General features: G+C 68.7%; 18 protein-coding genes. 10 read left to right on the top strand and 8 right to left on the bottom strand.

The features are described from left to right. Positions 1-128 precede the first annotated feature (128 nt). The 3 genes from smc to PGB26_RS11495 are packed head-to-tail and all read left to right on the top strand — an operon-like array spanning position 129 to position 5,118. The gene (smc, locus tag PGB26_RS11505) at positions 129-3,656 is read left to right on the top strand and encodes a chromosome segregation protein SMC (protein ID WP_271637752.1); all 3,528 of its coding nucleotides are present in this window, start codon (positions 129-131) and stop codon (positions 3,654-3,656) included. A gap of 37 nt (positions 3,657-3,693) precedes the next feature. Then, on the top strand, positions 3,694-4,569 hold the full coding sequence (ftsY, locus tag PGB26_RS11500) for a signal recognition particle-docking protein FtsY (protein ID WP_071644703.1): 876 nt from the start codon (positions 3,694-3,696) through the stop codon (positions 4,567-4,569). Between the two features lie 48 nt (positions 4,570-4,617). Further along, positions 4,618-5,118: a DUF2004 domain-containing protein gene (locus PGB26_RS11495; protein ID WP_271637750.1), complete on the top strand. Its 501-nt coding sequence runs from the start codon at positions 4,618-4,620 to the stop codon at positions 5,116-5,118. Positions 5,119-5,215: 97 nt separating this feature from the next. On the opposite strand, the gene lipA is transcribed toward PGB26_RS11495, so the two are convergent. Both lipA and lipB read right to left on the bottom strand, forming a co-directional pair. Then, entirely contained in the window at positions 5,216-6,208 is a 993-nt protein-coding gene (gene lipA / locus PGB26_RS11490; RefSeq protein WP_271637749.1) for a lipoyl synthase, read from the bottom strand. Further along, positions 6,205-6,855: a lipoyl(octanoyl) transferase LipB gene (lipB, locus tag PGB26_RS11485; protein WP_271637748.1), complete on the bottom strand. Its 651-nt coding sequence runs from the start codon at positions 6,853-6,855 to the stop codon at positions 6,205-6,207. Before lipB ends, lipA begins: the two co-directional genes overlap by 4 nt. A 100-nt stretch (positions 6,856-6,955) precedes the next feature. On the opposite strand from lipB, the gene PGB26_RS11480 reads away from it, so the two are divergent. After that, the gene (locus PGB26_RS11480) at positions 6,956-7,540 is read left to right on the top strand and encodes a TetR/AcrR family transcriptional regulator (RefSeq protein WP_271637746.1); all 585 of its coding nucleotides are present in this window, start codon (positions 6,956-6,958) and stop codon (positions 7,538-7,540) included. Positions 7,541-7,579: 39 nt separating this feature from the next. Continuing rightward, positions 7,580-9,133 (top strand): signal recognition particle protein, encoded by a 1,554-nt coding sequence (gene ffh, locus PGB26_RS11475; protein ID WP_271637745.1) that lies wholly within the window; start codon positions 7,580-7,582, stop codon positions 9,131-9,133. A gap of 63 nt (positions 9,134-9,196) precedes the next feature. On the opposite strand, the gene glpK is transcribed toward ffh, so the two are convergent. The 3 genes from glpK to PGB26_RS11460 all read right to left on the bottom strand — a co-directional run bounded on the left by glpK (position 9,197) and on the right by PGB26_RS11460 (position 13,298). After that, positions 9,197-10,711, bottom strand: a complete 1,515-nt coding sequence (gene glpK, locus PGB26_RS11470; RefSeq protein WP_271637743.1) for a glycerol kinase GlpK — start codon at positions 10,709-10,711, stop codon at positions 9,197-9,199. A 28-nt stretch (positions 10,712-10,739) separates the two neighbouring features. Further along, positions 10,740-11,492, bottom strand: coding sequence for an MIP/aquaporin family protein (locus PGB26_RS11465; protein WP_099194781.1), 753 nt, complete (start codon positions 11,490-11,492; stop codon positions 10,740-10,742). Between the two features lie 87 nt (positions 11,493-11,579). Further along, entirely contained in the window at positions 11,580-13,298 is a 1,719-nt protein-coding gene (locus PGB26_RS11460) for a glycerol-3-phosphate dehydrogenase/oxidase (protein ID WP_271637742.1), read from the bottom strand. A 100-nt stretch (positions 13,299-13,398) separates the two neighbouring features. On the opposite strand from PGB26_RS11460, the gene PGB26_RS11455 reads away from it, so the two are divergent. Next, the gene (locus PGB26_RS11455) at positions 13,399-14,367 is read left to right on the top strand and encodes a sugar-binding transcriptional regulator (RefSeq protein WP_271637741.1); all 969 of its coding nucleotides are present in this window, start codon (positions 13,399-13,401) and stop codon (positions 14,365-14,367) included. A gap of 51 nt (positions 14,368-14,418) precedes the next feature. Here the strand turns inward: PGB26_RS11455 and PGB26_RS11450 are convergent, their stop codons facing one another. Then, the gene (locus PGB26_RS11450) at positions 14,419-15,567 is read right to left on the bottom strand and encodes a glutamate--cysteine ligase (RefSeq protein WP_271637740.1); all 1,149 of its coding nucleotides are present in this window, start codon (positions 15,565-15,567) and stop codon (positions 14,419-14,421) included. 209 nt (positions 15,568-15,776) lie between these two features. Between PGB26_RS11450 and rpsP the strand changes: the two genes are divergently transcribed. The 4 genes from rpsP to trmD are packed head-to-tail and all read left to right on the top strand — an operon-like array spanning position 15,777 to position 17,734. Next, entirely contained in the window at positions 15,777-16,205 is a 429-nt protein-coding gene (gene rpsP, locus PGB26_RS11445; RefSeq protein WP_271637739.1) for a 30S ribosomal protein S16, read from the top strand. 6 nt (positions 16,206-16,211) lie between these two features. Next, positions 16,212-16,442, top strand: coding sequence for an RNA-binding protein (locus tag PGB26_RS11440; RefSeq protein ID WP_071644715.1), 231 nt, complete (start codon positions 16,212-16,214; stop codon positions 16,440-16,442). A gap of 1 nt (position 16,443) precedes the next feature. Further along, positions 16,444-17,007: a ribosome maturation factor RimM gene (gene rimM, locus PGB26_RS11435; RefSeq protein ID WP_271637737.1), complete on the top strand. Its 564-nt coding sequence runs from the start codon at positions 16,444-16,446 to the stop codon at positions 17,005-17,007. A gap of 16 nt (positions 17,008-17,023) precedes the next feature. Beyond that, entirely contained in the window at positions 17,024-17,734 is a 711-nt protein-coding gene (gene trmD / locus PGB26_RS11430) for a tRNA (guanosine(37)-N1)-methyltransferase TrmD (protein WP_271637736.1), read from the top strand. Positions 17,735-17,744: 10 nt separating this feature from the next. Here the strand turns inward: trmD and PGB26_RS11425 are convergent, their stop codons facing one another. Together PGB26_RS11425 and map are read right to left on the bottom strand one after the other, a co-directional pair. After that, positions 17,745-18,452 carry a DedA family protein gene (locus tag PGB26_RS11425; protein ID WP_271637735.1) on the bottom strand — a complete coding sequence of 236 codons (708 nt, stop codon included), beginning with the start codon at positions 18,450-18,452 and terminating at the stop codon, positions 17,745-17,747. A 115-nt stretch (positions 18,453-18,567) separates the two neighbouring features. Continuing rightward, positions 18,568-19,350 carry a type I methionyl aminopeptidase gene (gene map / locus PGB26_RS11420; RefSeq protein ID WP_271637733.1) on the bottom strand — a complete coding sequence of 261 codons (783 nt, stop codon included), beginning with the start codon at positions 19,348-19,350 and terminating at the stop codon, positions 18,568-18,570. Positions 19,351-19,386 lie beyond the last annotated feature (36 nt).

The following is a 19,386-nucleotide window of genomic DNA, read 5'->3' as shown; positions in this document are numbered from 1 at the left end:
TCGGCCCGGCGTGTCGCGGGTACCGCATCCCAGGGCTGAACGCGTGGAATACGGCGCGGAATCCGTGTCGTTCCGCGTGATTCCGGTAGCGTCTGACCCGTGAACCCCCTGACCCCGAAGGCGCCGGCATGCATCTGAAGAGCCTGACGCTGAAGGGCTTCAAATCGTTCGCGCAGCCCACCTCCTTCGTGTTCGAGCCCGGGGTCACCTGCATCGTCGGCCCGAACGGGTCGGGCAAGTCGAACGTCGTCGACGCCCTCGCCTGGGTCATGGGGGAGCAGGGCGCCAAGACGCTGCGCGGCGGCAAGATGGAGGACGTCATCTTCGCGGGCACGTCGACCCGTGGTCCCCTCGGCCGTGCCGAGGTGCAGCTGACCATCGACAACAGCGACGGCGCGCTGCCCATCGACTACGCCGAGGTGACGATCAGCCGCACGCTCTTCCGCAGCGGCTCCAGCGAGTACGCCATCAACGGCTCGAGCTGCCGCCTGCTCGATGTCCAAGAGCTGCTCAGCGACTCGGGACTCGGCCGTGAGATGCACGTCATCGTCGGCCAGGGGCGCCTCGACACCGTGCTGCAGGCATCGCCCGAAGACCGCCGCGGCTTCATCGAGGAGGCCGCGGGCATCCTCAAGCATCGTCGCCGCAAGGAGAAGACGGTGCGCAAGCTCGACGCGATGGAGACGAACTTCACCCGGCTCAGCGATCTCGCCGGGGAGATCCGTCGGCAGCTCAAGCCGCTGGGGCGGCAGGCCGAGATCGCCCGCGAGGCGCAGACCATCGCGGCGGTCGTGCGAGACGCCAAGGCCCGCCTGTTCGCCGACGATGTGGTCGCGCTGCGCACCGCCCTCGCCGACCACGCCCGGACCGAGCACGAGCGGCACACCGAGCGACTCGTGCTCTCCGAGCAGGCCGAGGGCGTCCGGGCGGGCATCCAGCGACTGGAGCAGCAGCAGAACTCCGCCGCTGTCGACCGAGCGCGCGGCGTCGCATTCGCGCTCGAGCAGGCGCAGGAGCGGATGCGCAGCCTGTACACGCTGGCGAATCAGCGTCTCGCGCTGCTCGGCAGCGAAGACGACGACGCGGTCACCGCGATCACCGTCACGCAGGAGACCATCGACGAGGCGGCCGACGAGATCACCCGCATCTCGGAGGGCCTCGGCGACGCGCAGGACGCTGCGGTGGCCGCGAGTCGGGATGTCGTGAACGCTCGGGCCGAGCTCGACACTCTCGACGTCGACATCGCCGAGCAGAGCGCGCTGGTGTCGCAGTACGACATGCGGCTGAACACCCTGCGCGGCAACGCCGACGCGGCGGCTTCCGCTCTCGCCGCCGTCCGCGGGGCGGTGCTGCGGCAGGAGCAGGCACTGGAATCCGCTCACCAGCGCCGCCGCGAGGCAGCCGACGCGCTCGAGGCGATCGACGACGCGCACGCACCAGACGGCTCCGCCGCAGAGTACGCCGCGGCGTACGACCAGGCGCAGAAGGACGTCGCCGCCGCGGAGGCCGAGCGCGACTCGCTGCGGGAGCGGCTGCACGAGGCCGAACGCGAAGCCGATGCGCTGACGGCCAAGGCGGCCGCACTGACCAGCGCGCTGTCGCTCTCGGGCGGAGCGGCGGAGATGGTGGCATCCGGAGCCCCAGGGGTGCGCGGCCTGGTCGGTGACGCGGTGCAGGTGCGTGCGGGGTTCGAGGGCGCGATCGCCGCGGTTCTCGGCCCGCTCGCCGAGGGCGTGCTCGTCGACTCGGTCGATGATGCGTTCGCTCTCGTGTCGGAAGGCGCGCGCGCGACGGTCGATCTGGTCGTCGCCGAAGGCACGGTGCGAGCGTCGATCGACGCTCCAGCTGTCGACGGGGCCGTTCCCGCGGTCGAGGTCGTCGACGCTCCGCACGGTGTGAGGTCTCTGCTCGCCGCGGTGCTGATCGCCGACGACATCGACGCGGCGAGGCGGGTGCGCCGCGTTCTCGACGAGCTCGGCGATGATCGCATGACGATCGTCACCAGAACCGGGGAGGTGGTCACGGCGCACACCCTCCGCGCCGGATCCGGGGAGACGTCGCGCCTCGAACTCGCGGCAGAGCGGGACGCCGCCGCGGAGCGCCTCGCAGAGGTGCGCACGATCGTCGACGCGATGCGCGAGGCGCGCGTGGATGCCACCGACCGCCTCGATGAGGCGAGGCGCGTCTCGAAGGATGCGCTGCGAGCACTGCGGGAGCACGACGCCGCGCTGGCGAATCACGCCGAGCAGGTCAACCGCGTCACCGTGCAGCACGAAGCGGCGGTCGCCGAGTGCGACCGACTCGAGTCGAGCCTCGCGCAGGCGCAGTCAGCCGTGGCGGATGCCGAGCAGAAGGCACTCGCTGCCAGGGAAGACCTGCGGGCAGCCGAGTCCGAGCCGCGTCCCGTTCTCGACGCCTCCGCCCGTGACGGGCTGCTCGACGCGCTGGAGACGGCACGCGAGGGCGAGGTGCGGGCGCGCCTCGAGATCGAGACCCTCCGCGAACGGGTGCGTGCGGCCCAGGCGCGCGTCGTCGCTCTCGAGCGTCAGCGGGAGCAGGAGAGGGATGCCGCGGCCGAAGCGGCCAGACGCGCCGTGATCCGCCGCGCGCAGCGGGCGGCGGCGTCGGGGGTCGCGGAGGAGCTGCCCCGTGTGCTGGACTCGATCGATCGATCCGTGAGCGAGGCGCGGGTCGCTCTCGCGGTCGCCGAGGCAGAGCGTTCGGCGCACAACGAGGAGCTGGTCGCCCTGCGCAAGCAGGAGAGCTCGCTGCGTGACCGACTCGCCGGACTCACCGAGAGCGTGCATGGCCTCGAGCTGCAGATCCACGAGAAGAAGCTGCACCTCGGCAGCCTCCTCGACCGGGTGGCATCGGAACTCGCGCTCGATGAAGATATTCTCGTAGCGGAATATGGTCCGGATCAGCTGATTCCGCGGGACCCCGGTGTTGAGGCCGACGGCGGCGACGACGACGCCGGCATCCCGTTCGATCGGCGCGCACAGGAGCGACGACTGAAGGACGCCGAGCGGAAGCTCGCGCAGCTCGGCAGGGTGAATCCCCTGGCCCTCGAGGAGTTCGCGGCGCTCGAGCAGCGGCATGCCTTCCTCACCGAGCAGCTCGCCGATCTGACCAAGACGCGCCAGGATCTGCTCACGATCATCGCCGAGCTCGACGAGCGCATGCAGACGATCTTCGCCGCCGCGTTCGAGGACACCAGGCAGGCCTTCGGCGAGGTGTTCCCGCTGCTGTTCCCCGGCGGGTCCGGCAGCATCTCGCTCACCGACCCGGACGACATGCTGACCACGGGGATCGAGGTCGCCGTGCGACCGGTCGGCAAGAAGATCGAGCGGCTCTCCCTGCTCTCGGGCGGCGAACGGTCGCTCGCGGCGGTCGCGCTTCTGGTCGCGATCTTCAAAGCCCGGCCCAGCCCGTTCTACATTCTCGATGAGGTGGAGGCGGCGCTCGACGACGCGAACCTCGGTCGGCTGCTCACCGTGTTCGAGCAGCTGCGCGAGAGCTCGCAGCTGCTCGTGATCACGCACCAGAAGCGCACGATGGAGATCGCCGACGCCCTGTACGGCGTGTCCATGCGCCAGGACGGCGTCTCGGCGGTCGTCGGGCAGCGCGTGGGCGACCGCGCCGCGGCATCCGCCTGATCCGGCTCAACCCAGCGTGAACACCTAGGCTGGAGGCATGGCGGAGAAGTCCTGGTCCCTCGGTCGTGCGCTGCGCGGCATGTTCGTCAAGCCCACGATCGATGAGACGACGTGGGAAGACCTCGAGACGGCGCTGATCACCGCCGACTTCGGCCCGGACATCACCGAGCAGCTGCTCGACGAGCTGCACGCGAAGGTCGACCGGTACCGCACCACGGATCCGCGCGACCTGCAGCGCATGCTGCGTGAGACCCTCGAAGAGCGCTTCGCCAAGTTCGACACCACGCTCAAGCTCACCGAGCGACCGGCCGTCGTGCTCGTGGTCGGCGTCAACGGCGTCGGCAAGACCACGACGATCGGAAAGTTCACGAAGTTCCTGCGCGGCTTCGAGCGCAGCGTCGTGGTGGGCGCCGCCGACACGTTCCGCGCGGCGGCCGTCGAGCAGCTCGCGACCTGGGCGCAGCGCGGGGGAGCGGCCATCGTCCGCCCGCAGCAGGAGGGGCAGGACCCGGCATCCGTCGCCTTCCAGACGGTCGAGTACGCCAAGAATCAGGGCATCGAGATCGCGATCATCGACACGGCCGGCCGCCTGCACACCAAGAGCGGCCTGATGGACGAGCTGTCGAAGGTGCGCCGCGTCATCGAGAAGCAGGCGCCGATCAGCGAGGTTCTGCTCGTGCTCGATGCGACGACCGGCCAGAACGGGGTCATGCAGGCGGAGTCGTTCCTGCAGCACGCCGGCGTCACGGGGCTCGTCATCACCAAGCTCGACGGCTCGGCCAAGGGCGGCTTCGTGCTCGCCGTGCAGGAGCGCACGGGCATCCCGGTCAAGCTGCTCGGCCAGGGCGAGGGCATCGACGATCTCACCGGTTTCACTCCGCACGTGTTCGTGTCGTCGCTGGTCGGCGCGTGAGACGACCTGGGGCTACCGCCGTGGCGGAGAGGCTGGTTTCATAGCGATATGGCGATCGAACACGACTACTTCGGGGTGCTGTCCTCGGGGCCCGATGGCGCCATCTTCTGGACCGAGCGAGTGGACTTCGGTGATCAGTCGGTGACCGTCGATCTCACGGCTCCCGATCAGGACGACGTCTCGATGGCGGCGCTCGACATCGCCGCTGCGCTGATCGCCGGGATCGAGGAGCTGGATGCCACGGTGCGCGGCGCGATGCTCACCGAAGTCGACGATCGAACCAGCGAGGTGACCGAGTACATCCTGCAGCAGCAGGAGGCGTTCGGCGACGACCTCGAGGACGTGCTGGTCGACGTCAGCGGCGACGCCGCGGTCGACATCATCCGGTCGCTGCGGCTGTCGAGCATGACGATCCTCGCCGACGAACACGGCGGGTCGGAGCCGTTCGCCGTGCTCGAGTATGCGCTCGACGCCGACGAGACCGACGAGGTGCTGCTGGTCAACCTGGCATCCGACGGCTCGGTGCAGTCGGTCACGAGCGCCGACTGATCCCCACGCCCGCTCCAGACAGCGCTGGGCGCTGCGTGGAGCCTCGGGGCGCGTGGGCCCCTCCGCCTCGCTCAGCACCCCGTCGAGCGGAGCCCGTCTACACCGCCTGAGCGAATCCGAGGTCGGCGCCCTCGGCGATGTGCGCGAGATGCGGCGGGATCTTCCGCCCCTTCGAGATCATCGACTGCGCCCAGAGTCGTCCGGCGCGGTACGACGAGCGCACCAGCGGGCCGCCGAGCACGCCGAGGAACCCGATGCGCTCGGCTTCGGCCTTGAACTCGACGAACTCGTCAGGCTTCACCCAGCGCGCTACCGGGAGGTGACGCGGTGTCGGCCGCAGGTACTGCGTGATCGTGATGATGTCGCATCCGGCACCATGAAGGTCGTTGAGCGCCTCCACGACCTCCTCGGGCTCCTCGCCCATCCCGAGGATGAGGTTCGACTTCGTGATGAGTCCCGCCTCGTGGCCCTGGGTGATCACGCTCAGCGAGCGCTCGTAGGTGAACGCAGGGCGGATGCGCTTGAAGATCCGCGGCACGGTCTCGACGTTGTGGGCGAAGACCTCGGGACGGGCATCGAAGATCTGGCCGAGGAAGGCGGGGTCGGCGTTGTGCTCGTTCGCGAGCAGCTCGACTCCGGTGTTCGGGTTCAGCGCGTGGATCTGCCGCACCGTCTCGGCATTGAGCCACGCACCGGTGTCGGGCAGATCGTCGCGGGCGACGCTCGTGACCGTGGCGTAGCGCAGGCCCATCCTCCGCACGCTCTCGGCGACCCGGCGCGGTTCATCGGTGTCGTACGCGTCCGGCTTGCCGGTGTCGATCTGACAGAAGTCGCACCGCCGGGTGCACTGCGAACCGCCGATGAGGAAGGTCGCTTCGCGATCCTCCCAGCATTCGAAGATGTTCGGACAGCCGGCCTCCTGGCAGACGGTGTGCAGATCCTCGGTCTTCACCAGTGACTGCAGGGCCGTGTACTCCGGACCCATCTTCGCCTTGGTCCTGATCCATTCGGGCTTGCGCTCGATCGGCGTCTCGGCATTGCGGACCTCCAGGCGCAGGAGCTTCCGGCCCTCGGGGCGTGCGGCGCTCATGCGGCGATCCCTTCGTCCTCGGTCGCGTAGTCGGCAGCGAAGACGTCGGCGAGGGACTGCACGATGTCAGCCGGGGTGACGTGCCGACCGGTGACCTCGCTCACGGTCGTCACGCCGGCGTCGGTGATGCCGCACGGGATGATCCCGCGGAAACCTGCCAGCGTGTTGTCGCAGTTGATCGCGAACCCGTGCATGGTCACCCCCTGCTGCACCCTCACCCCGATCGCCGCGACCTTGTCCTCGCCCAGCGGACGGCGCACCCATACGCCGCTGCGGCCGTCGACCTGATAGCCGTCCACGCCGAGCGGGCGGAGGATGCCGATCAGCAGCCGCTCGAGTCGACGCACATGCTCGACCACGTCGATCGGCTCGCGAAGACGGACGATGGGGTAGCCGACGAGCTGACCCGGGCCGTGCCAGGTGATCTTCCCGCCGCGGTCGACATCGACGACGGGCGTGCCGTCGTGCGGTCGCTCGTGCGCCTCGGTGCGCTTGCCTGCGGTATAGACGGCCTCGTGCTCGAGCAGCAGCAGTGTGTCGGGCCTGGTGCCCGCGACCACGTCGTGGTGGATGCTGCGCTGCAGCTCCCACCCGTCGAGGTAGGGCACGAAGTCGGGTGCGAGGCTGGGGGTCTGGATGTCGAGCATCGGAGATTCCTCATTGTTGGATGGTGTCCAAGAAGTGGTGACATTCACAATACGCCGTTCAGGCGACCGTCGGGCGCGACTCGCGGCTACGCTGATCGCTATGACCACGGCTTCGCGAGCAGGGCGTCCCCGGGCGTCGTCTCGCGAGACTCTCGCGGAGGCCGCCTGCGAACTGTTCCTCGAGCAGGGGTATGAGGCGACGTCGATCGTCGACATCACCCGTCGCGCCGGAGTGAGCCGGTCGAGCTTCTTCAACTACTTCTCGTCCAAGAGCGACGTGCTCTGGTCGGGATTCGACGCCAGAGTCGATGCGGCCCTGGTGGCGCTGGCGCGCCTGGGGACGGATGCCGACGGCGCAGCGGTACGAGACGCGCTGCGACCCATGCTCCACGATCTGGCACCCGATCCGCTGGCGCTCGCGCTGCGTCATGCGAGCGCGATGGGCGTGGAAGCGGAGCTGATGCGGGACACGGGGCTGCGGCACGCGCGGCTGGCATCGGCGATCGCCGCGGCAGCACGCAGCGCCGGCATCGAGGTGATCCGCGCCGACATCCTGGGTTCCGCGTTCGCGACGGCAGTGCTGTCATCCGTGCGGGTGTGGGCCGAGCGGGGCGCCGGGCAGGCGTCGCTCGAGGCGCAGTTCGAGGACGCGATGCGCAGCGTGCACGATCTTCCCTGGCACTGAGCGGACGCCGCTCGCCGCTCGCGTAGAATCAGAGGCACCATGGCTACCTTTGGCACGCTCTCCGATCGGCTCACCGAGACCTTCCGCAATCTGCGCACGAAGGGAAAGCTGACTCCCGCCGATGTCGACGGCACCGTCCGCGAGATCCGTCGCGCTCTGCTCGACGCGGACGTCGCGCTCGCGGTGGTCAAGGACTTCACGGCGAAGGTGCGCGAGCGCGCCCTCGGCGACGAGGTCAACAAGGCGCTGAACCCGGCGCAGCAGGTCGTGCAGATCGTCAACGAGGAGCTCATCGCGATCCTCGGCGGCGAGCAGCGTCGTCTCGAGTTCGCCAAGAACCCGCCGACGGTCATCATGCTCGCGGGGCTGCAGGGATCGGGAAAGACCACCTTCGCCGGAAAGCTGGCCAAGCAGCTCGAGGGTGAGGGGCACACGCCGCTGCTCGTCGCCGCCGACCTGCAGCGTCCGAACGCCGTCAACCAGCTGCAGGTCGTCGCCGAGCGCGCGGGTGCCACGGTCTTCGCCCCCGAACCCGGCAACGGCGTCGGCGACCCGATCCGCGTCTCGAAGGATGGCGTCGACTACGCGCGCCGCCACCAGCACGACGTCGTCATCATCGACACCGCGGGACGCCTCGGCGTCGACGCCGAGCTGATGAAGCAGGCATCCGACATCCGCAAGGCGACCAGTCCCGACGAGGTGCTGTTCGTCATCGACGCGATGATCGGTCAGGATGCGGTGAACACGGCCAAGGCGTTCCAGGAGGGCGTCGACTTCACCGGTGTCGTGCTGTCGAAGCTCGACGGCGACGCGCGCGGTGGCGCCGCGCTCTCGGTGGCGTCGGTCACCGGGCGTCCGATCATCTTCGCCTCCACCGGCGAGAACCTCGAGGATCTCGAGCCGTTCCACCCCGACCGCATGGCGAGCCGCATCCTCGACCTCGGTGACATCCTGACCCTCATCGAGCAGGCCCAGCAGGCCTTCGACGAGGAAGAGGCCATGAAGATGGCCGAGAAGCTCGCCAACGAGGCCTTCACCCTCGAGGACTTCCTCGAGCAGCTTCAGCAGATGAAGAAGATGGGCTCGATGAAGAAGATGCTCGGCATGCTGCCGGGCATGGGCCAGATGAAGCAGCAGCTCGAGGACTTCGACGAGCGCGAGATCGACCGCACCGAGGCGATCATCCGCTCGATGACCCCGGGCGAGCGTCGCAACCCCAAGATCCTCAACGGCTCGCGCCGCATGCGCATCGCCAAGGGCTCGGGCATGACGGTCACCGACGTAAACCAGCTGGTGCAGCGGTTCGAGCAGGCCGCGAAGATGATGAAGACCGTCGCCCGCGGCGGCACGCCGAACATCCCCGGCATGGGGCCCATGGGCAAGCCCGGCGCTTCGAGCAAGCGCGGCAAGAAGGGCGCCAAGGGCAAGGGCGGTGGCTCCCGCTCGGGCAACCCGGCCAAGCGCGCCGCAGAGAACGCGGGCCTCGCGACCTCGAACACCACGCCGACGGGCACCGGCTTCGGGCTCGGCGGGCAGAAGGCGCCCAGCGAGGCCGATCTCGCGGAGATCCAGAAGCTGTTCGGCAAGAGCTGACAGCGCCCAGACGAGAAAGCGGGCCCGGGGAGGAATCCCCGGGCCCGCTTCGTCAGTCTGCGATCAGCGCACGTCGGCGTCGACCCAGTCCATCGACTTCGAGACGGCCTTGCGCCACAGGCGCAGCTGGCGGTCGCGCTCCTCGGCATCCATGCTCGGCTCCCAGCGCTTGTCCTCCTGCCAGTTGGCAGACAGATCGTCCAGGCCGTTCCAGAATCCCACCGCCAGACCGGCCGCATAGGCGGCGCCGAGTGCGGTGGTCTCGGCGACGACCGGCCGCACGACCGGCACGCCCAGAACGTCAGCCTGGAACTGCATGAGCGCGTCGTTCGCGACCATGCCGCCGTCGACCTTCAGCTCGGTGAGATCCACACCCGCATCCGCGTTGACGGCGTCCAGCACGTCGCGGGTCTGGAAGGCCACGGCCTCGAGCGCGGCACGAGCGATGTGGTTCCGGTTCGAGTACCGGGTCAGGCCCACGATCGCGCCGCGGGCGTCCGGACGCCAGTACGGCGCGAACAGACCCGAGAAGGCGGGCACGATGTACACGCCTCCGTTGTCGTCAACCTGACGAGCGAGGTCCTCGACCTCGGGCGCCGAGCCGATGATGCCCAGCTGATCACGCAGCCACTGGATGAGCGATCCGGTGACCGCGATCGATCCCTCCAGGGCGTAGTGGGTCGGGCCGTCGCCGAGCTTGTACCCGACCGTGGTGAGCAGGCCGTTCTTGGAGTGCACGACCTCCTCGCCGGTGTTGAAGATCAGGAAGCAGCCGGTGCCGTAGGTGTTCTTGCTCTCACCCTTGTCGAACGCGGCCTGACCGAACGTCGCGGCCTGCTGGTCGCCGAGGATGCCTGCGATCGGCGTCTCGCGCAGCAGCGACGAGCTCTCTGCCGCGCCGTACACCTCCGACGAGGAGCGGATCTCCGGCATCATCGAGCGCGGCACGCCGAACGCCTCGAGGATGTCGTCGCGCCACTCGAGCGTCTCGAGGTCCATGAACATCGTGCGCGACGCGTTGGTCACATCCGTCGCGTGCACGCCGCCGTCGACGCCGCCGGTGAGGTTCCAGAGAACCCAGCAGTCGGTGGTGCCGAACATCAGGTCGCCGGCATCCGCCTTCTCGCGCGCACCCTCGACGTTCTCGAGGATCCAGGTGATCTTGGTGCCGGAGAAGTAGGTCGCCAGCGGCAGGCCCACGACCGGCTTGAACCGCTCGACCCCTCCGTCAGCGGCGAGACGGTCGACGATCTCCTGCGTGCGGGTGTCCTGCCAGACGATCGCGTTGTAGACCGGCTTGCCGGTGTTGCGGTCCCACACGACGGCGGTCTCGCGCTGATTGGTGATGCCGACCGCGGCGATGTCGTGGCGGGTGAGGTCGGCGCGGCTCAGCGCCAGGCCGATCACCTCCTGCACGTTGCGCCAGATCTCCAGTGCGTCGTGCTCGACCCAGCCCGCCTTCGGGAGGATCTGCTCGTGCTCCTTCTGGCCGGTGGCGACGATACTGCCCTTCCGGTCGAAGATGATGGCACGGCTCGACGTGGTGCCCTGATCGATCGCGATGATGTACTCAGCCATGTTGTTTCTCCTTTGAAATCGAATCGGGTCAGGCCAGGCTCAGCAGAGCCGGTGCGGCGAGCGCAGCGATCGCGGCGCCGATGAACGGGCCGACGACGGGCACCCACGAGTACGACCAGTCGCTCGAGCCCTTGCCCTTGATCGGCAGGATCGCGTGGGCGATGCGGGGTCCGAGGTCACGGGCCGGGTTGATGGCGTAGCCGGTCGGACCACCGAGGGAGGCGCCGATGCCGACCACGAGCAGGGCGACGGGCAGCGCCGTGAGCGGGCCGAGGCCGCCGGGGGTGCCGATCTCGATGTCACCGTAGTCCGCGAACGCGAAGATGACGAACATCAGCACGAAGGTGCCGATGATCTCGGTGACGAGGTTCCAGCCGTAGGAGCGGATCGCCGGACCGGTCGAGAACACGCCGAGCTTGTTCGCGGCCTCGGGCTCGTCGTCGAAGTGCTGCTTGTAGGCGAGCCATACGAGAACGGCGCCGACGATGGCGCCGAGCAGCTCGGCAGCGGTCGCGACCAGGAAGGCGACGAAGGTGATCTTGCCGGCGATCAGCAGCCCGAGCCCGACGGCGGGGTTGATGATCGCGCCGGAGTACGCCGATGCCAGCACACCGGCGAACACGGCGAGACCCCAGCCCCAGTTGACCATGAGGAAACCGCCCGCGAAGCCCTTGGTCTTGGCAAGGGCGACGTTGGCGACGACGCCGCAGCCGAGCAGGAGCAGCATCGCTGTTCCGACGAACTCGGAGAGGAAGTACAAACCGAGATTGACATCAGTCATGTCTTCATTGACCTTTCGTGCTGCCCGCGCTCTCCCCGGCGCGGGCAATGGGTGAATTCATGTCGCGGGGAGGCGACGGTCGGTGCTTCAGCCGTTCTGATGCGACGGAAGTGCGGGAAGGTCGAGGCCGTGTCGGTCGTTGAGCAGAGAGCGCGTCTCCTCGAGTTCGGCCACGCGTCGCTCGGCGTCCCAGTCGAGGAGAGGAGCCATCGCATCGGCGAGCTCGACGAGCACCTCGTCGGTGACATCGCCGGTGAACGCCAGACTGGTGCGACGCAGGATGACATCCTGAAGGCGGACGGCGTGTTCGCGCTCGACCATCCACATCAGCTCTCGCGTCGACAGATCACCGCCGGCGAGCGGCGCGTCGTCGCCTCCGCGGACGAACTGCCAGACGTCAGCCGCGCGGGTGCCGTATCGGGTGAGCAGGCGCTCGGCGCGGTCGCCTGCGCCGGGAAGGTTCTGCTCGATCCAGCTGTGCCGGGCGCGCGCGGTGCGCGGGAAGCCCTGTCCGCCGCCGATCGCGCGGCCGACGGTCGACACTCGGCGGCCGCGACCGATCAGTCCGAGCACGACGTCGGAGAGCGACTCGCCGAGGGCGCGGAACGTGGTCCACTTGCCGCCGACGAGGCTGACCAGGGGGATGTCTCCGTCGCGGTCGACCTCGACCCGGTAGTCGCGCGAGACGAAGCCGGGCGCAGTGTCCTCGTGGCGGGGGAGCGGACGGATGCCCGAGAACGTGAAGACGATCTGATCGCGCGATACCGGGATGGACGGGAACACGTGATGGATGAGGTCGAAGAAGTAGTCGATCTCCTCCTCCGTGCACACCGGCACCTCCCGAGGGTCGGCGTCGATGTCGGTCGTGCCGACGAGCACGCGGCCCTTGAGCGGGTAGATGAGCACGATGCGTCCGTCGGAGTGCTCGAAGAAGATCTCCCGCCCGCCGGTCGCGTCGAGCAGCTCCGGGTGATCCAGCACGATGTGCGACCCCTTGGTGCCGCCCATGAAGCGGGTCTCCTCGCCGAGGGCGTCGTTGGTGAGGTCGGTCCACGGACCCGAGGCGTTGACGACCACGTCGGCGGACACCGTGAACTCGGTGCCGGTCTCGAGGTCGCGCAGCAGCACGCCCTCTGCGGTGCGGCCGACGGCCTCGACGTAGTTGAGCGCCACGGCGCCCTGGTGAGCGGCCCGCCCGTCCTGCAGCACATCCAGCGCGAGACGCTCCGGGTCGTGCATCGAAGCGTCGTAGTAAGTGGCGGTGTACTTGATCTTCGGGTCGAGCGCGGGCAGCTCCGACAACGAGCGCTTGCGTCCGAGGAAACGGTGGCGGGGGACGACCCCGCCATCGCGAGAGAACGTGTCGTAGATGGTGAGCCCGACCTTGATCAGGAAGGCGCCGCGCTCCTGCGGCTTTCCGCTGCGGTGCGTGAGGAAGCGCAGCGGTGCGGAGAGGATGCCAGAGAATGTCGAGTAGATCGGGATGGTCGTCTGCAGGGGCTTGACGTAGTGCGGCGCGATCTTGAGCAGGCCGTTGCGCTCCTGGACGGATTCCCGCACGAGGCGGAACTCGCCGTTCTCCAGATAGCGGATGCCGCCGTGGATCATGTGGCTCGAAGCTGCCGAGGCCCCGGACGCGAAGTCGCCGCGTTCGACGAGCAGCACGTCGACGCCCTGGAGGGCGAGATCGCGGAACGTGGAGATGCCGTTGATCCCCGCACCGATGATGAGAACCGTGGTGCGTCCCGACTCGCGGACTGCTTCGACCTGCTGGCGTTCACGTGATGAGTGCGTCGACTCGATCATCTTCGACCTCCCTCTTCTCTGGATGTTCTCAGCATCGACCCGAAGGGCGCCACGTGCAACCCGGATGCACATATGTGCAAGAATCGGCGCGGAGGACGACATGACGACGGACGCCGCACGCGACCGGAAGCTGATCGCGGCGCTGACCGCGGCTCAGCTGTATTACATGCAGGACCAGACGATGGAGGTCATCGCTCGCGAGCTCGGCACCTCCCGATCATCGGTGTCCCGTCTGCTCAGCTTCGCCCGGGAGGTGGGCCTGGTCGACATCCGGATCCATTCGCCGCTGGAGCGACTGGGGATGCTCGAGCAGCGACTCAACGAGCGGCACGGGATCACCGCGCACATCGCTCCGATCCCGGAGCGCGTCAGCGAGGTGGAGCGACTCGAACGCGTCGCGCTGACGGCTGGCCGCCTGCTGACGCAGTTCGTCGAGTCGAACATGGTCGTCGGCGTCGCCTGGGGCTCGACCATCAGCGCGGTCAGCCGCTCACTGCTGCCGAAGGAGACCCACGGCACGACCTTCGTGCAGCTCAACGGCGCGGGCAACACGCAGACGAGCGGACTGGAGTACTCCAGCGACATCCTGCAGCGCTTCGGATACGCCTTCGGCGCCCAGGTCGAGCAGTTCCCGGTCCCCGCCTTCTTCGACAGCCCCGCCACGCGAGAGGCTATGTGGCGCGAACGCAGCACGCGGCGGGTGCTGGCCTTCCAGGCGAAGATGGACATCGCCGTGTTCGGTCTGGGCTCGCCCGAGGCCGATGTGCCCAGTCGGGTCTACGTCGGCGGCTATCTCGGCCGCGACGACTACGGCAGCCTGAAGGAGGACGCGGTCATCGGCGATGTCGCGACGGTGTTCTTCCGGGCCGATGGCAGCTGGCGTGACGTGCGCTTGAACGCACGTTCGACCGGCCCTGGCCTCGATCGGCTCCGGCGGGTGCCGCGCAGGGTGTGCGTCGTATCGGGCGCGGCGAAGCTCGGCTCGCTGAGAGCGGCCATCGGCGCAGGGCTCATCACCGACGTCGTGCTCGACGACGCGCTGGCTCGCCGTCTGCTCGACAGCGACTGAGCCGGACTCGCGGCGGGCGGACGGTTGCGGCCGGACGAGCCGAGTCGCGGCTCAGCTGCCGACCGAGCGCTCGGGACCGGCGCGGAACTCACGGATCAGATGCTGGACCACCTGACGGAGGTCGCCGTTCGCCGCGTCGGCCGCCGCGAGCTGGCGGGAATAGCTCGCCCCCTGCTCGACGATCGTGTGCACTCCCTGCAGCTCGTGGGTGCATCGCAGATCGGCGGCGATCGGCATGAGATCCTCGACGACAGCCGTGATGTGCTCGCGCACCGGCACCTGCGAGCCCGCACGGTCGACGATGACCCTCGCGTCGAGGCCGTATCGAGCGGCCCGCCACTTGTTCTCACGATGGAACCAGGGCTGCAGCGTCGGAAGCTCCCTGCCCTCGTCCAGCTCACGCGAGAAGAACTCCACGAGTGACTGTGTCAGTGCGGCGACGGATGCCAGTTCGCTCAGCGTCGACATGCCGTCGCATGCGCGCACCTCGATGGTGCCCCACTTCGGCGCCGGGCGGATGTCCCACCGGATCTCGGACGGGTCGGCCATCACCCCGGTGCGGGTCATGTCGTCGACGAAGGTCTCGAACTCCAGCCAGTTCGATATCGACCAGGGCAGACCAGCGGTCGGCAGCTGCTGGAAGACCAGCGCCCGGTTCGAGGCATACCCCGTCCGCTCGCCGGCCCAGTAGGGGCTCGAGGCCGACAGCGCCTGGAGGTGAGGGAGGAAGCCGGCCAGCGCTCCCATGATCGGCACGACCTTCGCCCTGTCGTCGACGCCGACGTGCACGTGGATGCCCCAGATCATCATGTTGCGGCCCCACCACTGGGTGCGCTCGATGAGCTTGTGGTAGCGGTTCTTGTCGGTCACCCGCTGATCGAACCACTGGGCGAACGGATGGCTGCCGGCGGACAGCAGCTCGATGCCAGCGGGGTCGGTCGAGCGGCGCACCGCGGCGATCGCGGCGGCGACATCGTCGACCGCATCGGCGACCGTGCTGCCCACTCCACTGGTCACCTCGATGGTGTTCGTGAGCAGCTCGCCGGTGACGGTGTGGCGCTCGGGGGCGCTCTGCTGCTCGAGGCGAGTCAGCAGCTCGGGCGCGCGGCCGACGAGATCTCCCGTGGCCGGGTCGGCCAGCATGACCTCCCACTCCAGCCCCACTGTCGAACGAGCGGAGGGGGCGAATTCGATCGGCACGCGCACAGTCTGACACGCGGGGATGACACGTTGGGCGCATCGTGTGGTGTCGTTTCGCGGACGGCGGGCGAATCTGGCAGAATAGAGGGTCGGACGGCTGCTCGACCCTCTATCCAGCATCCGTCACCCCTTTCAGAGCTTCCGCCGGATGTGCACCCCACTCTCCAGGCGACCGGTTCATCTTTCTTTCCACACCATTCAGGAGAATCGTGGCTGTCAAGATCCGTCTCAAGCGCATGGGCAAGATCCGTGCTCCGCACTACCGCATCGTCGTGGCCGACTCGCGCACCAAGCGCGACGGTCGTGTGATCGAGGAGATCGGCAAGTACCACCCCACCGAGAATCCCTCGTTCATCGAGGTCGACTCCGACCGCGCCCAGTACTGGCTGTCGGTCGGTGCGCAGCCGACCGAGCAGGTCACCGCGCTGCTGAAGCTCACCGGCGACTGGGGCAAGTACAAGGGCGACAAGGACGCGAAGTCCACCGTCCAGGTCGCAGAGCCCAAGGCCGCTTTCGAGGTCGACTCCGCCAAGAAGTCGGTCATCAAGCCCAAGGCCGAGAAGAAGGCCGAGGAGGCCCCGGCCGACGCTCCCGCCGACGCGGAGGCCGCTGAGGCTCCCGCCTCCGACGCAGAGTAATCCGCTGTGCTCGCCGCCGCGCTCGAACACGTCGTCAAGGGGATCGTCGATCACCCGGACGATGTCCGCATCACCGCATCCGCGTCGCCCCGTGGCGACCTCCTCGAGGTGCACGTGCACCCGGATGACCGTGGTCGAGTGATCGGGCGCGGCGGCCGCACCGCCAAGGCGCTGCGCACGCTCATCTCCGCTCTCGCCGACGGACGTCGCGTCCGCGTCGACGTCGCGGACGACTGACGTGGCCGCCGAGAAGAACCAGCTCCGCGTCGGTCGCCTGCTCAAGGCGCATGGCCTCAAGGGCGCACTGAAGCTGGAGCTGTACACAGACAACCCCGAGCGCCGCTTCGTGCCGGGGGCCGAGTTCACGCTGCAGGTGCCGGAGGCGTCCAGCTGGCACGGCAAGACCGTCACCATCCGCGAGTACCGCGTGATGAACGGGAACTCCGTCGTCTTCCTCGACGGCGTCGACGACCGCACCGCGGCGGAGTCGCTGGTTCGCGCCATCCTCTGGATGGACGAGGACGATGAGGTCGAGGACGATGCCTGGTACTCGCACCAGCTCGTAGGTCTCGACGTGGTGCGCGACGATGTCGTCGTCGGTCGCGTCGCGCGGGTCGAGCACCTCCCTGCGCAGGACCTCCTGATCGTGAAGACCGAGTCGGCCGAGGTGATGGTCCCGTTCGTCGAGGCGATCGTGCCGACCGTCGACGTCGCCGCCGGCCGTGTCGTCGTCACTCCGCCCGCTGGGCTCTTCGAAGAGCTCCCGGCGGCGGATGCCGGTGACGACACGCTATCGGAATGAGCGGCGGCAACCCGCGATGAGGGTCGACGTCGTCTCGATCTTCCCGTCGTACTTCGACGGGCTCGCGCTCTCCCTGCTCGGCAGGGCGCGCGACTCGGGCATCCTCGACCTCCAGGTCCATGACCTGCGCGACTGGACCTCCGACCGGCATCGCACGGTCGATGACACCCCGTATGGGGGCGGCGCCGGCATGGTGATGAAGCCCGAGCCCTGGGGGCTCGCGCTCGATCAGCTCGCCGGTTCGGAGAGCGGGACCCTGGGTCCGTCGAAGAGCCGGCCCACCATCATCTTCCCCTCGCCCGCGGGCGAGGTCTTCACCCAGGCCACCGCACGCGATCTCGCCACGCGCGAGCACCTGATCTTCGGCTGCGGCCGCTACGAGGGCATCGACGAGCGGGTCTTCGAGTACGCGGCCGCCCTCGGCGAGGTGCGTCTCATCAGCCTCGGTGATTACGTGCTGAACGGGGGAGAGGTCGCCGTGATGGCGATGGTGGAGGCGATCGGCCGACTCATCCCCGGCGTCATCGGCAACCCCGAGAGCCTGGTCGAGGAGTCGCACGAGGACGGTCTGCTCGAGTACCCCTCGTACACGAAGCCCGCTGTGTGGCGCGACAGAGAGGTGCCGCCGATCCTGCTCAGCGGCAACCACGGCGCGATCGCCGCCTGGCGCCGCGAGCAGCAGCTCGAGCGCACCCGCACGCGCCGTCCGGATCTGCTCTCCGACTGAGCGCGAGCGGTCAGCGACCGGACGACACCGGCAGCTCGTCCGTCGGCGTGTCGCTGGCCTCCGAGGCCGTGTCGCGCCCGCGCTTCGCGCGCAGCGAGCGGATGCGGATGGTCACCAGCACGACGGCCGTCACCGCGACGACCACGATGACGACGTTCTGAACCACGTCCACGTACTGCTCGACGATGTGCCATCCGGAGCCGAGGAACCAGCCGCACAGGATGAACGCGGTGTTCCAGATCAGGCTGCCCGCCGTCGTCAGCGCCGCGAAGCGCCACAGCGGCATGCGCGCGACACCGGCCGGAATCGAGATGAGGCTGCGGAAGATCGGGACGAACCTGCCGAAGAACACGGCCTTGCCGCCATGGCGGCGGAACCAGGCCACGGTGCGGTCGACGTCGGAGACGTCGACGAGCGGGAGACGATGGGCGATGCGGCGCAGGCGATCGAGCCCCAGCCAGGCCCCCAGCCCGTACAGCGCGAGCGCCCCCACGAGCGACCCCAGGGTCGTCCATGCGACCGCTTCCCACAGGCCGAAGGCGCCATCGTGGGCGGCGATGCCGGCCATCGGCAGGATCGCCTCGCTCGGCAGCGGCGGGAACAGATTCTCGAGTGCGATCGCGATGCCCGCCCCGATCGGACCGATGATGTCCATGAGGCTGATCACGGCGTCGATGAGCCAGCCCAGCCAGGAGGTGTCGGTCGTGGAGCTCGTCATCGTGCGGCGTATCCCTCGGGGTCGTCGGGCGGTGTCGGAGTCGAGCCTAGGCGCGCTGCATGCGAGAGTTCTGGGAGCAGTGGGCGGGCGTGACCGGCGGCGCGGGCGAACCGGATCAGTCGACGCCGAGGAAGCTGCGGTCGGTCAATACGATCGGGCCGTCCTTCGTGACGGCGACGGTGTGCTCCGAGTGCGATCCGCGTGATCCGTCGGCGCTGCGCAGAGTCCATCCGTCTTCGTCTGTGATGAGCTCGTCGGTCGTGGCGAGGAACCACGGCTCGAGCGCGAAGACGAGTCCCTCGCGCAGCGGGAAGCCGCGCCCCGCGCGGCCGTCGTTCGGCACATGCGGGTCACCGTGCATGATGCGACCGACGCCGTGGCCGCCGAAGTCGGTGTTGATCGAGTAGCCCTCGCCATGTGCGACCGCGGCGATGGATGCCGAGATGTCGCCGATCCGGTTGCCCACGACGGCGGCGGCGATCGCGGCGTCGAGAGCGCGCTCCGAGGTGTCTATGAGGCGCAGATCCTCGTCGCGGGGCGTGCCGACGACGAACGACACCGCCGAGTCCGCCACCCAGCCATTCAGCGACACCGCGAAGTCGAGTGAGACCAGGTCGCCATCGCGCAGCGCGTAGTCATGCGGGAGGCCGTGCAGCACGGCGTCGTTCACAGAGGTGCAGATGACCTTGCCGAACGGGCCGCGACCGAAGGAGGGCGCATAGTCGATGTAGCAGGACTCCGCGCCGGCTCGGCGGATCAGATCGTGCGCTCTGGCGTCGATGGCGAGCAGGTTCGTCCCCACCTTCGTCTCGTCGCGCAGGGTCGCCAGGGTCTCGGCGACGAAGCGGCCGGCGGCGCGCATCTCGTCGATCTCGGCGGGGGTGCGCAGTTCGATCATGGGGGTTCCTCTCGTCAGCATCCATTCTCCCCGATG

The organism is Microbacterium sp. nov. GSS16 (genome assembly GCF_028198145.1).
Lineage (GTDB): Bacteria > Actinomycetota > Actinomycetes > Actinomycetales > Microbacteriaceae > Microbacterium.
The sequence above is the reverse complement of the archived record's forward strand: the minus strand, read 5'-3'. Positions and strand labels throughout refer to the sequence as shown.

Coding starts and splice junctions, on each gene's coding strand:
- PGB26_RS11455 (WP_271637741.1), top strand. CDS start 13,399: ATGACGACGGACGCCGCACGCGACCGGAAGCTGATCGCGGCGCTGACC.
- PGB26_RS11495 (WP_271637750.1), top strand. CDS start 4,618: ATGGCGATCGAACACGACTACTTCGGGGTGCTGTCCTCGGGGCCCGAT.
- glpK (WP_271637743.1), bottom strand. CDS start 10,711: ATGGCTGAGTACATCATCGCGATCGATCAGGGCACCACGTCGAGCCGT.
- PGB26_RS11460 (WP_271637742.1), bottom strand. CDS start 13,298: ATGATCGAGTCGACGCACTCATCACGTGAACGCCAGCAGGTCGAAGCA.
- trmD (WP_271637736.1), top strand. CDS start 17,024: ATGAGGGTCGACGTCGTCTCGATCTTCCCGTCGTACTTCGACGGGCTC.
- PGB26_RS11465 (WP_099194781.1), bottom strand. CDS start 11,492: ATGACTGATGTCAATCTCGGTTTGTACTTCCTCTCCGAGTTCGTCGGA.
- lipB (WP_271637748.1), bottom strand. CDS start 6,855: ATGCTCGACATCCAGACCCCCAGCCTCGCACCCGACTTCGTGCCCTAC.
- map (WP_271637733.1), bottom strand. CDS start 19,350: ATGATCGAACTGCGCACCCCCGCCGAGATCGACGAGATGCGCGCCGCC.
- PGB26_RS11480 (WP_271637746.1), top strand. CDS start 6,956: ATGACCACGGCTTCGCGAGCAGGGCGTCCCCGGGCGTCGTCTCGCGAG.
- lipA (WP_271637749.1), bottom strand. CDS start 6,208: ATGAGCGCCGCACGCCCCGAGGGCCGGAAGCTCCTGCGCCTGGAGGTC.
- PGB26_RS11425 (WP_271637735.1), bottom strand. CDS start 18,452: ATGACGAGCTCCACGACCGACACCTCCTGGCTGGGCTGGCTCATCGAC.
- smc (WP_271637752.1), top strand. CDS start 129: ATGCATCTGAAGAGCCTGACGCTGAAGGGCTTCAAATCGTTCGCGCAG.
- ffh (WP_271637745.1), top strand. CDS start 7,580: ATGGCTACCTTTGGCACGCTCTCCGATCGGCTCACCGAGACCTTCCGC.
- ftsY (WP_071644703.1), top strand. CDS start 3,694: ATGGCGGAGAAGTCCTGGTCCCTCGGTCGTGCGCTGCGCGGCATGTTC.